The 13264-nt window shown below is 66.0% G+C and carries 15 protein-coding genes; 4 read left to right on the top strand and 11 right to left on the bottom strand.

The window, feature by feature from the left end:
- The 7 genes from AC1RLU_RS25035 to AC1RLU_RS25005 form a co-directional block, all read right to left on the bottom strand.
- On the bottom strand, positions 1 to 341 hold a 341-nt coding region (locus AC1RLU_RS25035), incomplete at its 3' end, for a hypothetical protein (RefSeq protein ID WP_492798795.1).
- On the bottom strand, positions 338 to 1213 hold the full coding sequence (locus AC1RLU_RS25030) for a hypothetical protein (RefSeq protein ID WP_492798794.1): 876 nt from the start codon (positions 1211 to 1213) through the stop codon (positions 338 to 340). The genes AC1RLU_RS25030 and AC1RLU_RS25035, both read right to left, overlap by 4 nt.
- Positions 1206 to 1379, bottom strand: coding sequence for a hypothetical protein (locus tag AC1RLU_RS25025; RefSeq protein WP_492798793.1), 174 nt, complete (start codon positions 1377 to 1379; stop codon positions 1206 to 1208). Before AC1RLU_RS25025 ends, AC1RLU_RS25030 begins: the two co-directional genes overlap by 8 nt.
- Positions 1376 to 1621, bottom strand: a complete 246-nt coding sequence (locus tag AC1RLU_RS25020) for a hypothetical protein (RefSeq protein ID WP_492798792.1) — start codon at positions 1619 to 1621, stop codon at positions 1376 to 1378. Before AC1RLU_RS25020 ends, AC1RLU_RS25025 begins: the two co-directional genes overlap by 4 nt.
- Positions 1618 to 2349, bottom strand: coding sequence for a hypothetical protein (locus tag AC1RLU_RS25015; protein ID WP_492798791.1), 732 nt, complete (start codon positions 2347 to 2349; stop codon positions 1618 to 1620). The genes AC1RLU_RS25020 and AC1RLU_RS25015 overlap by 4 nt, the downstream gene beginning before the upstream one ends.
- A complete protein-coding gene (locus AC1RLU_RS25010) occupies positions 2342 to 2824 on the bottom strand; it encodes an XkdD/Y8K6 family phage-associated protein (protein ID WP_492798790.1) in 483 nt (160 codons plus the stop codon). The genes AC1RLU_RS25015 and AC1RLU_RS25010 overlap by 8 nt, the downstream gene beginning before the upstream one ends.
- A 186-nt stretch (positions 2825 to 3010) precedes the next feature.
- The gene (locus tag AC1RLU_RS25005; protein ID WP_091856495.1) at positions 3011 to 3349 is read right to left on the bottom strand and encodes an RcnB family protein; all 339 of its coding nucleotides are present in this window, start codon (positions 3347 to 3349) and stop codon (positions 3011 to 3013) included.
- Between the two features lie 226 nt (positions 3350 to 3575).
- On the opposite strand from AC1RLU_RS25005, the gene AC1RLU_RS25000 reads away from it, so the two are divergent.
- Positions 3576 to 3833 carry a hypothetical protein gene (locus AC1RLU_RS25000; RefSeq protein WP_061966844.1) on the top strand — a complete coding sequence of 86 codons (258 nt, stop codon included), beginning with the start codon at positions 3576 to 3578 and terminating at the stop codon, positions 3831 to 3833.
- 5 nt (positions 3834 to 3838) lie between these two features.
- Here AC1RLU_RS25000 and AC1RLU_RS24995 read toward each other — a convergent pair whose 3' ends face one another.
- Positions 3839 to 5227 (bottom strand): M20 family metallopeptidase, encoded by a 1389-nt coding sequence (locus tag AC1RLU_RS24995; protein WP_492798789.1) that lies wholly within the window; start codon positions 5225 to 5227, stop codon positions 3839 to 3841.
- 137 nt (positions 5228 to 5364) lie between these two features.
- Here AC1RLU_RS24995 and AC1RLU_RS24990 point away from each other — a divergent pair, with 137 nt between their 5' ends.
- On the top strand, positions 5365 to 6768 hold the full coding sequence (locus AC1RLU_RS24990) for an SNF2-related protein (protein WP_492798788.1): 1404 nt from the start codon (positions 5365 to 5367) through the stop codon (positions 6766 to 6768).
- 3 nt (positions 6769 to 6771) lie between these two features.
- Here AC1RLU_RS24990 and AC1RLU_RS24985 read toward each other — a convergent pair whose 3' ends face one another.
- The 3 genes from AC1RLU_RS24985 to uraH form a co-directional block, all read right to left on the bottom strand.
- The gene (locus tag AC1RLU_RS24985) at positions 6772 to 6930 is read right to left on the bottom strand and encodes a hypothetical protein (protein WP_162766440.1); all 159 of its coding nucleotides are present in this window, start codon (positions 6928 to 6930) and stop codon (positions 6772 to 6774) included.
- 69 nt (positions 6931 to 6999) lie between these two features.
- A complete protein-coding gene (puuE, locus tag AC1RLU_RS24980) occupies positions 7000 to 8424 on the bottom strand; it encodes an allantoinase PuuE (protein WP_492798787.1) in 1425 nt (474 codons plus the stop codon).
- 6 nt (positions 8425 to 8430) lie between these two features.
- Complete coding sequence (uraH, locus tag AC1RLU_RS24975; protein ID WP_061966848.1) at positions 8431 to 8784, bottom strand: hydroxyisourate hydrolase; 354 nt, start codon at positions 8782 to 8784, stop codon at positions 8431 to 8433.
- Between the two features lie 241 nt (positions 8785 to 9025).
- On the opposite strand from uraH, the gene AC1RLU_RS24970 reads away from it, so the two are divergent.
- Positions 9026 to 10261, top strand: coding sequence for a urate hydroxylase PuuD (locus AC1RLU_RS24970; protein ID WP_492798786.1), 1236 nt, complete (start codon positions 9026 to 9028; stop codon positions 10259 to 10261).
- Between the two features lie 304 nt (positions 10262 to 10565).
- Positions 10566 to 13061, top strand: a complete 2496-nt coding sequence (locus AC1RLU_RS24965; RefSeq protein ID WP_492798785.1) for a DUF2339 domain-containing protein — start codon at positions 10566 to 10568, stop codon at positions 13059 to 13061.
- The last annotated feature ends 203 nt before the right edge of the window (positions 13062 to 13264 follow it).

The raw sequence follows: 13264 nt of genomic DNA, 5'->3' as shown, positions 1-13264 counted from the left end.
ATGCGAGACAGCGCTTCCAGATCATCCACGCTTACCCACGCCACCGGCTCAGCCTCAGACACGGGCGTCGCGGCCGGTGAGAGGAATGAGCCCAGGCGGAATGCGAAATCGGCTTGTGCTTGGGCTTTGGCTTCGTCGAGAGTGGCGGCCTCGCGCCATTCGTCGCTTTCTGACGGCCGCCATGTAACGCGTTCGCCGGTCCTCACCGTCACATAGCCGCAAAAGATCAAGTCAGGGTCGGCATGATAGGTATCATGCTGGCCTGACCGCCACTCAAGCGCCTTCACCCGCACCCCGCTCCCGCTCGGAGCCGGCGCTGGGGCGTCGTTGGTCGTGGTCATGGGCGGGGCTCCTCGTCCTTGCCGAAGTCGACTTGTTCGCAAGCAGCGCCGCCACAGGTACAAGGCTTGTCCTGGTCCCACATGCACGGATCGCCTCGATCCTCCGGCGCTGGGGCAGACGTGAGGGGAGCGGGCTCGACAACCGCATCCCAGCATTCAGGCGAACAAACCCACCGATTATCGGAAAGCTCGCAGCCGAAATCGTCTCCGCCCTCGTCCGCTTCCCGCGTGTCGATGATCCGGCCGCAATTGCAGCAGTTCACGACATAGGCCGGACCATCCACCCCACCCGGCTCGGCAGAGGATGACGACGCGGGAGAGGACAGGGCGCGCACTGCTGCGGCTGCGTCAGCCCGGCCCTGTGAATACGGGTCAAGCCTGAAGGGTGGCTTCACAGCAAGCCAGTTGCCGTCCTTGGTTCCACGATAGGTGAGCCGGTCGCCAGGCTCTTTCGGATGAGGCCAGAACTCGGGGCCTTCGGCGGCTTGTGCAGCCTGCTCCAACACCTCCCGCGCCCCGCCGCCCGCAGGCTCCGAGGCGGGCTTGGCGAGGGCTTCTGCGGGAGCGCGGTTGTCGATATCCAGAAGCAATTCGTTGGTGAACTGCTCGGCGGTCATGGCAGGAAGCTTCGCGGCGATCTGCCAAATCCGGCAGATGTCGTTTCGCGTCAGCACAGCCTCCGCCCCCCTCGTCTGGGAAGGCAAGGCTGCCGGTGGGGAGGCGGGGATCAGCGCCGCAGCCTCGTCCTCCGTCAGGCAGAAACGCTCGGATGACGAACGATCGCCTGCCTCGTAGAACCGCTCGGTGGCGCGAATCCTCTGGATCAGCTTCAACGCCTCTGCACGCGCCGGGGATTTCACGGGCTCAGTCATGGCTGGCATCCTTGTACGCGGCCAGCAACTCGTCGAGCGCCTGGCGCGACACGCCGACTTCAACGCCGTCCATGTCAAGCTGACGCTGATTATGTTCGAGCGCTTCAAGCGCCAGAGGGTTCAGCGCCACCGTCCCCTGCGCGGCGGGGGTTGAGAGAGGGGTCATGCTGCCTCCTGATCGACTGGATTGCGGCCTCGGTATTTGCCGTTCGTCTCGTTGCAGTTGGTCGGTGCGATGCCGTGCTTGTCGGTGCAGGGGGAGCACCGATACGAGGGGTCGTGCAGGTCAGGCACACCACCCCAGCCCGTGCTCCAGTTCTGCGACCATGAAACGCCCGGAGCGCCTTCGCTGATGTAGCGACCGCACTTGTTGCATCGGGCGCGCATGTAGTCGGGCCAGCCGCTCATACGCCCGCCTCCCTCTGTTCCGTCCCTGGATCTTTTTTTGTGGCATCCGCGAGATTGGAAAGGCCGTTCTCCAGAACCGAGCGGGCGCGGCGCTCCTTTCGACTGGCGATGGCATCGGCGTAGCGCCGCGCGATCATCTGATCGATGTCGACAAGTTTATCCCGCACGAGCGTGCTGTCTGGGATGAGGCTATCCAGTTCGTTCACTACGAACCGAGCGCCATCTGCCCAAGCGGTATCGATACGCTCGTCTAGCGCCTCTTCGGAGGCTTTGAGGGCGGCTAGGGCTTCGTCGCGCTGGCGCTCTGCGACAGTGGCGCGCTCTAGGGCGGCATCGGCGGCTGCGGACATGTCGCCAGCGCCGGCTTCGTAGCCGCCGTCATAATCGCGCATGCCGTCGTCTAAATCGCGACGCGCCTCCGCCAGCTCCCCCTCCTTCTCGCTCAGGGCGCGGGAGGTCGACTCTAGGGCGTCGAGAAGGGCGGAGATGCCGGAAGGCGAGCAGCGGGCGATCCACGCGGCGTTGGCGCGCTGTTCGCTGTCGAATGGCTCCGTAAAGCCGGCTGCCGTCGCAGAGATCGGGCAGCGATTGCCATTGCGCTCTTCGGTGGTGACAAGGATCGTCTCGTCAAAGCTGTCGTCTTCGACCTTGATCCAAGGTCCCGGAGTCACGCCTTCCATGGCCTCGCGCCACGACGACACCAGCTCTGTGTTCCGCCCCTCAGACATCGGAGGCCTCCCCGGTGGGGGTGGCTTTGGAGAGGGCTGCGCGAAGGCTTTCGATCACTCCGTCATAGAACGGGTCGCCATCATGCCTGCGGCGTGCCAAGGGCGTGTCGAGCAACCCCTTCACATTCAGCAGCGCCTCGAACATGTCGGGAGCCGCCGCGATCAGGCGGGCATTGGCCTCAAGCTGGGCATCCTCGCGCTTGATGTGCGAGCCGGGGGTTGTGGCCCAATGATCATCACCCATGCGGCCGGCATAGAAGTCCCGATGCAGGCAAGCCACGCTGCCTGCGTCCGCCACCGAGAATCCGTCTGCTCCGAACACGTCATTGTGGTACGGCGCCTCACCTCGCGTCCAAGGCCCCGGCGTGAACCCAGAACCCTCCGAGAACGGCGCCTTGGAGGGGTGTGCCGAAGGGGTCGTGGGTTCGATATGTTGGTTTGCAAAACGTCTGTAAGTGCTTGTTTTATGGTCCATGGCTTTTCCCTCGGTTTGTGGGAAAAGCGTTTGAAATCAACGCTAAAAGGTGCCTCTTAATCAGCGGGTCGTAGGTTCGAGCCCTACATCACCCACCACGACCATTCCAAACATTGTTGAACGGACATCTCGCTGAAGCGAGCGGCTGGCATGTGCTGCCGCCGCCCGTTCCGCATCGTGCCGGGCTCAGCGGGCCGCGGCGAGGGCTGCGATCATGCCCGTGATGCTGTTGATCAGAATGAACTGATTATCGACCCTGACCCAGCGCTGGCCGCGGCCAGGCGCACGCAGATGGTAGCGGTGATAATCCCGCACATAGCTCTGCCGGTACTGCCGGGGCAGGGCATGCCCGCGCGCCCAACGATCCTTGCGGACGATGACCTTCTTCGTCACATGCTTCTCGACATGGACCGGGCCGTGACGAGCGGGGCCGTGATGCTGTGCCCGGTAAGACTGAGCGAAGCTGGGAGCGGTTGCTCCGAGTAGAAAAGCGCCCGCGATTGCAGAGGCGATAATTTTTTTCATAACGATATCTCCTGTTCTCGATGAATTTATCATGAGGCATCTTCATTAAACGGGAGATGAATAGTTGGATTAATTCTCTGTAATGTTCCTGTAAGCTGTAATTGATTTTTAAATTTCGATTGTTGCTCGATCGCGCTTGGCGTTGCTCTGACGGAGTGGCGTTTTCCGGAGTGGGACGGAGCCTTTCGGCCGCTCGGGCGTTCCTGTCCAAAAGGACAGTTTTCGCATGATGCAATTCGATCAAGGCCTCACGGCTGCGCCTGGCAATACGCCCGCCATCCCCGATCCGCCACCCGAGGCGCCGCCCCTGACGCCGGGCGAGGTACCGCCGGCTCCGCCGGTCGAATCACCGCCGGACGAGGAACCGCAGGGCATCCCGACCGAGCCACCGCCGGAACTGCCGCCGAATGCGCCGCCGGAGGCTCCCCCGGCGACGCCGATCGATCTGCCGCCGGGGCGCGATCCGCGCCAGCCGCAGGAATAGTCCGCTTAGACCTTCGGGGCGTTGCCCGAACCGATATCCCAGTAGAGCCCGGCCATGGCGACGAGGCCTTCGCGGGCGATGGCGGCCGGCAGGTGCTCGTCCGGGGCGTGCTGCGAGCAGCCCGGATAGGAGTGCGGCACCCAGATCGTGCGCAGCTTCAGGATCTCGGCGAAGATGTCGTTCGGGAGCGAGCCACCGAGATTGGGCAGCAAGGCCGGCTTCTTGCCGGTGCTCTCGGCAATCGAATCGATGGTGAAGCGGACCCAGGCATCGTCGGGGTCGAGCCGCGTCGCGCCGAAGCGCTCGGTGCCGGGCATGACGATCTCGACCATGTCGAAGCCATGGCGATCGAGATGGCGGCGCAGCGCCGGGGCGACGTCGCGCGGATCGATGCCGACGACGAAGCGCAAGGCGACACGGGCCCAAGCACTCGGCGGCACGGCGTTGACCGGGGTTTCCGGGACGCCGGATTTCATTGCCAGCACGTCGAAGGAGCACCAGCCGAAGACCTGTTCGGCGGGGGAGAGGCCGGGCTCGCCCCAGTTCGGGTCGATGGTCGGGCCGTCCGGTCCACCGTCGATCTCGCAATCAGCGAGTGCGCGGCGGACACCGTCCGGCAGTTCCTTCGGCACCCATTCATGGATGCGGATCTGGCCGGTGGGCGAGGTGATTGAGGCGATGGCATGGGCGAGCTGGATCGCCGGATCGGAGAGGATGCCGCCCCAGTTGCCGGAATGGTGGCCGCCGTCGCGTGCCTTGATCTGCAGGTCGAAGGTGATGACGCCGCGGGCGCCGAGGAAGACGGTGGGGCGCTCGGCATTGAGGCGCGGCCCGTCCGAGGCGATCAGGATATCGGCCTTGAGCAGTTCGGCCTCATCCTCGCAGAGCTCGCGCAGGCCCGGCGAGCCGGATTCCTCGCCCATCTCGATCAGGTATTTGGCGTTGAAGCCGAGCTTGCCGCGCGTCTCCAGCACGGCGCGCAGGCCGTTGATGTTGATGAGATGCTGGCCCTTGTTGTCGACGACGCCGCGGCCGTACCAGCGGCCGTCGCGCTCGACGAGCTTCCAGGGCGAGTGGCCCTCGCTCCATTGCGCGTCGAGCCCGCGGATGACGTCGCCATGGCCATAGCCGATGATGGTCGGCAGGGCAGGGTCCTCGATGCGCTCGGCATAGAGGAAGGGGCCGCGCGCCTTGGCATGGGTCAGGATGCGGCAGGTGAAGCCGAGCGATTCGAGCAGGGGCTGCATCTCCTTGTCGAGATACTCGCCCAGCACGGGAGCACGGTCGGGGTTCTGGCTTTCGGTGGGGATCGCGACGAGCCGGCCTAGATCGCTCTTCATCCGGCCTGAATCGAAATAGTCCTGGGCTTTCGCGATCGCCTGCGCGCGGGTCATGGTCTTGTGGTCTCCCCAATCGGTGGCCGGCACAGTGCCGGTGGACGGAGACCAGCGCCAGTGCCAAGAGAGCCGGGCGCGTTATGCCCACGAGGCAGGGCGGGCGCCATACCGATCGACAGGGCTCTTCCCGCCGCATGACGATGATCCCGCATCCGCACCAGCTCGTCGCGCGTGACGCCATCCTGGCGGCGCGGGCGAAGGGCGCGGCCGGCTTCCTGCTGGGTGACCTCACTGGCCTCGGCAAGACGCTCTCGGCCTGGCTCGCGCTCTCGGCCATGCCGGAGGCGGAGGTGCTCGTGATCTGCCCGAAGGGCGCGATCCCGCAATGGCGGCGGACCATGGCGCTCTCCGGCCTGCCGGCGAAGCGCGTGACGCTGATGAATTTCGAGAAGACGAAATCGCTGCTCGCCCCCGTTGCCGACAGCAAGAAGCGCTCGACGCGGGCGAAGAACAACGAGATCGCCAAGCATGGCCGGCCCAAGCGTGCCTGGCCGCTCGTGGTGATCGACGAGGCGCACCGCATCCGCAATCCGAACTCGCAGCAGGGGCTGGTTTGCCGCCAGATGGCGGAGGCCGCCGATTTCACGATCTATATGAGCGCGACGGCCGGCCAGTCGCCGCATGAACTGTCCTATCTCGCGGGCCTGCTGGCCAAGGCGGCGGGCATGCCCACGGCCGATCTCGACGGGTTTCGCGTGCTGATGAAGCGATTGAAGATCGGCAGGGCGAAGGGGCGCTGGAAGAACTGGAGCTGGGAGCCGAACGAGGCCGACCGCAATGTGATGGCGGATCTGCTCTATCGCGGCGCGAACGCCATCGGCTTGCGTCGCCGGCCAGAGGAGATCGCCGGCTGGCCGGAGGTGCAGCGGGAGCTGGCGCCGGTCGCGCTCGATACGGCGGCACGCAAGCTCTATGACGCGACCTGGCGCGAGTTCCGCAAAGAGCTTGGCCTGGCCGGCGGCTCGACCCGCAAGCCGCAGGGCTGGGCGGCCGATCTGCGCTTCCGGCAGAAAGCCAGTTTGCTCCGCATCCCCGGCACGGCGGATTTCTGCGAGGACCTGCTGGGCAACGACGAGCAGGTCGCGATCTCCGTCGCCTTCCTGGAGACCAGCGCGATGCTTGCTGAAACGCTCAGGGGGCGGGGCTGGCGCACGGCCGAGATCAACGGCGAACGCTCGGGCGCGCAGAACGAGGAGACGCGGATTGCCTTCCAGACCGGTCAGCTCGACGCGGTGATCTTTACCGTGACCGAGTCGATCTCATTGCATCGGGGCGAGATGCCGGGCGGTGAGCGCGAGCGGGCGCTCGTCATCCACGACATGCGCCACAGCGCGATCCAGCTCCAGCAGATCGAGGGCCGCTGCCATCGCGACGGCCAGCACGCGACGATCTTCTATGCCTATGCCGAGGACACGGTGGAGGAGGCGATCGCCGGCACGGTGATCCAGCGCATGGCGGCGATGGAGGGGCTGGCGGGCGACGATACACGGATGCTGGAGGCGATCGCCGGGATCGTCGAGGGGCGGGCGGCCGCGTAAAGCTCAGTTGCGGGCGCGCTCGCCGAGTTCCTTGGCGCCCTCGACCGACGAGCTGGTCAACCGCACGATGCTGTTCCAGGCGTCGCGCGTATAGGCGCCCTGATGGACGACCGCGTCATAGCCGACGACGAGCACGATGATGACCAGAAGCAGTCGGAACACGAACGGAAACCCTCCTCGATAGCGCACCATCAACGCCGCGATCGAAGGAGGGTTCCGGTCTGGCCGGGCTCAGCCCGCCGGCAGCAGTTCCTTCAGCCGGAACAGGGCGATCTTCTCGACCTCGGCCAGCGCCGTCGCGGTTTCCTGCTCGGGCGTGTTCTTGAGGCGCGCGTCGAAGGCGGCGAGGATCTGGGCCTTGGTCGCGCCCTTCACCGCCATGATGAAGGGGATGCCGAAGCGGGCCTTGTAGGCCTCGTTCAGCGCGGTGAAGCGGACGCGCTCGTCGCTGCTGAGGCGGTCGAGCCCGGCGCCGGCCTGCTCCTGCGTCGATTCAGGTGTGAGCTCGCCTGCGGCGGCGAGCTTGCCGGCGAGGTCGGGATGGGCGGTGAGCAGGGACTTCTGCTGTTCGGCTGACCCCTTGCGCATGCTTGAGACCATCGCCGCGTGCAGGCTTTCCGCCGTGTCGTGATCTGCGCCGATGCCGGCGTCGTGGGCGGCCTCAGTGATCCAGGGCGCATGCTCCCAGACGCGGCCGAAGACCTCGGTGAACAGCGCCTTGGGCAGCTTCGAGGGTACATAACCGCCAGCCGGCGGCTGCGTCCTGACCCAATGACGGGCGATGTCGAGGCGGGTCGCGACCCAGACCCGCTCATGGCTCTGGACATACTCGAGGAAGCGGGCGAGCGCCGCGGCGCGGCCCGGGCGCCCGACGAGGCGGCAATGCAGGCCGATCGACATCATCTTCGGGGCGGTCTCGCCCTCGGCATAAAGCGTGTCGAACGAGTCCTTGAGATAGGTGAAGAACTGCTCCCCGGTGTTGAAGCCCTGTGGCGTGGCGAAGCGCATGTCGTTGGCGTCGAGCGTATAGGGAACGGCGAGCTGCGGCCCCTTCGGCCCGGCGAGCCAGTAGGGCAACTCGTCGGCATAGACATCGGCCGTGTAGAGGAAGCCGCCTTCCTCCATCGTCAGGGGAATGGTGTTCTCGGAGGTGCGGCCCTGATAGCAGCCGAGCGGGCGTGTCCCCGCGAGCTCGGTCTGGATGCGGATCGCTTCCAGGATATCGGCGCGCTCGCGCTCCTTCGGCGTATCGCGATAGTCGATCCATTTCAGGCCGTGGGTCGCGATCTCCCAGCCGGCCTCCTGCATCGAGCCGACGATCTCGGGATAGCGGGCGAGCGCCGAAGCGACGGCAAAGACGGTCACAGGCATGTTTCGCTGCGTGAACATCCGCCAGAGGCGCCAATAGCCGGCGCGGGAACCGTATTCGTAGATCGACTCCATGTTCATGTGGCGCTGGCCCGGCCAGGGCGCGGCGCCGACGATCTCGGAGAGGAAGGCTTCGGAGGCCGCATCGCCATGGAGGATGCAGTTCTCGCCGCCTTCCTCGTAATTGATCACGAACTGGACAGCGATGCGGGCCTCGCCCGGCCAGTGCGGGTGCGGAGCCGCGCGGCCATAGCCCTTCATGTCGCGCGGATAAGTGGTTTGGCTCATGATGGTCTAGCTGCCGCGATAGGTGGAGTAGCTCCAGGGCGAGGCCAGGAGCGGGACGTGATAGCGCCCCTCCGGCTCGGCGATGCCGAAGCGGACGGGGACGAGGTCGAGGAAGGCGGGCTGCGGCAAGGCGGTGCCGAGGCCGCGGAAATAGGCGCCGATCGCGAAGGTCAGTTCATAAGTGCCGGGCACCAGCGTTCCCGAGAGCAAGGCTGAATCGGTGCGGCCATCGGCATTGGTCACGGCCTCGGCCAGCCGCTCGCGCGTGCCGTCGGCCCTGAGCCGATCCAGCGACACCGCGATGCCGGCGCCCGGGCGACCGTTGACCGTGTCCAGCACATGCGTCGAAAGATGTCCCATGCGCCGGCTTCTCCTGAAGGCGTCGATATCCGGCGGGCGCCGATTCCGGCGTGGCCACGGACCTTCGCGACTGTAAAGCGACCGGCGCGAAAATCGATAGCTGCATGTTCGCCAGGATCGTCTTCCCGGAAGCTCGGCGCGGGGGGCGATTTCAGAGACGGCGAAAGCAGGCTAGTTTCCGCCTTCGAAGCCGCATCTTCCGGATTCGGGACGATCATCAGCCCTCGCGGAGCGCAGCGCCATGCTTGCAGCTTATCTGATGGAATGGGGCGGCATGATGCTGCGCTGGCTCCATGTCATCACGGCGATCGCATGGATCGGAGCCTCCTTCTTCTTCATCCATCTCGATGCCTCGCTGAAGCCGGCCGAGGATATCCCGCCCGGCACAGGTGGCCGCGCCTGGCAGGTCCATGGCGGCGGCTTCTACGAGATGCGCAAATACATGGTCGCGCCTGCCGTGATGCCGGCCGAGCTGACCTGGCACAAATGGCAGAGCTACTGGACCTGGATCTCAGGCTTCTTCCTGCTGGTCTGGGTCTATTACGCGCAGTCGGAGCTCTACCTGATCGATCCGGCGGTGATGCAGCTGTCGCCTTTTGCCGCGGGCGCGATCGGCATCGCGGCGCTGGTGGTCGGCTGGCTGATCTACGACCTGCTCTGCAAGTCGCCGCTCGGGAAGCATGATGTGTGGCTGGGCCTCGTCGGCTTCGGCTATGTCGTCGCGGCGAGCTGGGCCTTCGCCAATGTTTTCTCCGGGCGTGGGGCGTTGATCCATACCGGCGCGCTGATGGCGACGATCATGACCGCCAATGTCTTCTTCAACATCATGCCCGGCCAGCGGAAGGTGATCGCGGCGCTTGTTGCGGGCGAGAAGCCCGATCCGAAATACGGCAAGGCCGCCAAGCAGCGCTCGACGCATAACAACTACATCACCCTGCCGGTGCTGTTCCTGATGCTGTCGAACCACTATCCGGTGACCTATGCCAATTCGAGCGTGATCCCGCTGCTGGTGGCGCTGGTGATCGTGGCCGGAGCGCTGATCCGGCATTTCTTCAATATCCGCCATGCCGACCACGCGAAATCGCCCTGGTGGTGCTGGGCGGTGGCGATCCTGGCGCTCTGGCTCGCCTTCTGGGTGGCGATGTCGTCCTCGCCGGGCGGGCGCGAGCAGCTCGGCCTGAAGGCGGGCGAGGCGGCGAAACCCGCCCTGCTGGCGGGCATGACACTGCCGCCGACCGAAGTCTCGAACATCGTGACCGGGCGCTGCGCCATGTGCCATGCGCCGGAGCCGTCCTGGCCGGGCATCCAGATCGCGCCGAAGGGCGTGCTGCTGCATGAGCCCGAGCAGATCGCGATCCATGCCCGCGCCATTCGGACGCAAGCCGTGATGACCCATGCGATGCCGCCGAACAACCTCTCCGGGATGACCCCGGCCGAGCGGAAAGCACTGGCGGGATGGCTTGCTGCCGCGCGCTGAGGCGTTCTGCCTTCATGCTCGCCCTTGTGGCGAGCATCCACGCCTTGAACACATCCCTTGAACAGCAAAGACGTGGATAGTCGGGACAAGCCCGACCATGACGGATGCGTGCTTCGGGGCGCCGTGACCTCGTCCTTCGCACATCCCATTTCCTCTTTCTTCAGCCTGTCGGCATCCCCGCTCACGGATGCGTGATCGCGTTCAGATTCGGTTCAGGTACGCGGCGTCATGGTCCGGCCACTGCCAGGGCTGGAGACAGGATCCCAGAACGGGACCGTTCGTGCCGAGGACCGTGGGGGTCCAGTTGAGACGCGTGGATGCAAGGGGCGCCGGTTACCTGCTGGCGGCCATCGGTTTCGTCGTGGCATGGGGCATCCTGTGCTGGCCCTGGCTTTCGGGGGCGGTGACGATTCCGTTCGACGCCAAGGCGCATTTCCAGGCGCAGGTGCAGTTCCTCGCCAACGCGATCCATACCGGCCAGTCGCCCTTCTGGAATCACAACGTCTTTGCCGGCTCGCCGCAGATCGCCGATCCGCAATCGCTGATCTTCTCGCCCGCGATCCTGCTCGCGCTGATCTCGCCGGAACCGAGCTTCCGCGAGGTTGATGCCTATGTGCTGGCGCACCTGCTGGCCGGCGGGCTCGCACTCATCCTGTTCTTCCGCGATCGCGGCTGGCATGCGGCCGGCGGGCTGATGGCGGCGCTGGTCTTCGCTTTCGGTGCCTCGGCGGCCTGGCGCGTCCAGCATGTCGGGCAGATCGCAAGCTATGCCTTCTTTGCCATCGCCTTCTGGCTGACGGCGCGGATGCTGCAGCGTTCATCCGTCCTGTCCGGTGTCCTCGCCGGCCTTGCCGCCGGCATGATGGTGCTGGAGCCGGACCAGGTCGCGCTGCTCGCCTGCTATGTGCTGATCGCCATGGTGGTGGCGCATTGGATCTCCGGCGGCTGGGCGGCCTTCAAGGCGAGCCTGCTGCCGATCGCCGCGGCAAGCGTGGTCGGTCTCGCCGTCATCGCCATGCCGCTGATCTGGACCTGGCTCTTCGCCGAGGCGACGACGCGGCCCGAGATCGATTTCGCGTTCGCGGGCCGTGGCTCGCTACATCCGGTGTCGCTGCTGTCCGCCTTCGTCGGCGACCTGTTCGGCGCCAAGGACCCGGCCGTCGAATTCTGGGGCCCGTACGGCAATCCGCAGGTGCTCTATCTCTCCCAGAACATGGCGCAGGTCTATTTCGGCGCGCTGCCCCTGCTGCTGCTGCTGGCACCCGGCCTGACGCGCGGCTGGCTCTGGGACAAGTCGGTTCGTCCGCTGACGCTGATGCTGGCCTTCATGGTGCTGTTCGCGCTCGGGCGCTACACGCCGCTGTTCCATCTCGCCTACGAATATCTTCCGGGCGTGAAGCAGTTCCGCCGGCCGGCCGACGCGACCTTCCTGATCGGTGGCATCGCAGCGATCCTTTCGGGCTATGTGCTGCATCGCATCCTGACGGCGGAGGCGGGAACCTCGTTCCGCCGTGACATGCTGATCGGGGCAGGTCTGGTGCTCGGCACGCTCGTGCTCGCGCTCGCGGTCTCGCGCGGCTGGGGGCACCTGGCCGATGCCTGGAAGCCGGTCGCAATCGCGCTCGGCTGGTTTGTGGTCGCGGGCGGAGCGTTCTTCATCCTGCAGCGCTGGCGCGGCGCGCTCGGCACTGCCGCCGCGGCGGTCCTGGTCACCGGCGTTGTCGCCGCCGATCTCGGCGTCAACAACGGTCCCAACGAATCGACCGCGCTCGCGCCGCAGCTCTACGACGTGCTGGAGCCGGGCACGAAGAACGACACCATCGCGCTCCTGAAGCACCTGACCTCCCAGCCCGAGGGCTCGCCGCGCCGCGACCGGGTCGAATTGCTCGGCATGGGCTTCGAATGGCCGAATGCCGGCATGGTTCACGGCTTCGACCACACGCTCGGTTACAACCCGCTGCGGCTGGAGGATTTCTCCGAGGCTGTCGGCACGGGCGACGGCATCGCCAGGCCGGCCGACCGCAAGTTCACCCCGCTCTTCCCGTCCTATCGCTGCCGCCTCGCGAACCTGCTGGGCTTGCGCTACATCGCTTCGCCGGTTCCGATCGAGCAGGTCGACCACAACCTTGGCGAGAACGATCTCACCCTGATCGCCCGGACGAAGCAGGGCTATGTCTACGAAAACCCGCGGGCCCTGCCGCGCGTGCAGTTCGTCGGCGGCTGGCAGTTCGCCGATTTCGAGAGCATGAAGCTGTCGGGCCGCTGGCCGGAGACCGACCCGACGCAGGCCGTGCTGCTTGATACCGAGCCACCCGTCGCGACGCCGGAGGGGCCGGTCGCGACCCAGGCCGAGGTCAAGCTGACGCGCTATCGCAATGCCCAGGTCGAGATCGAGGTCACGACGCCTGTCGCCGGCTTCGTCGTGCTCAACGACATCTGGCATCCCTGGTGGAAGGCCGAGGTCGACGGCGTCGAGAGCGAGATCCTGCGGGCCAACGTGCTGTTCCGTGCGGTGCAGGTACCGGCCGGCACGCACAAGGTGCGCTTCAGCTTCCAGCCGCTCTGGGGCGCGCTGGCGGAGCTCAGGGCGCGGATCGAACCGCAGGAGCCGGATGACATGTTGCCGCCTGCTCCAAGGCATGACGAGCCGCAGATCGTCACCGCGCCGGGCGAGATGCCGAGGCTGGCGGGACCGTCCGAAAGCGTCCGCAATTCGCTGGGTCTGGGCTCCGCCCAGGTTCCGCCGGCGCGCAACGGCACGGCCGCCGCGCATATTCCAGGCGACGCCATCGCGCATTGAAAATGCCGCGGCGGGGGCCGCGGCTTTCAAGTAAGCGATGTCATCCCGTGCGCGCTGCGGCATGTGAATGCCGCTGCGCAGACACGGGACCGTTTCCCGGAAAAGGCGCCCATCCGGAGGCCGTAAGGACGGGAGCCCCAAGCGTCACGCGGTCCCGTGTCTGCGCAGCAGCGTTTCACGCTGCGGCGCGCACGGGATGACAG

This window comes from Allobosea sp. GW822-FHT05A11 (assembly GCF_058800455.1).
Note: the sequence above shows the minus strand (reverse complement) of the source record. Positions and strands in the feature narration are given on the sequence as shown.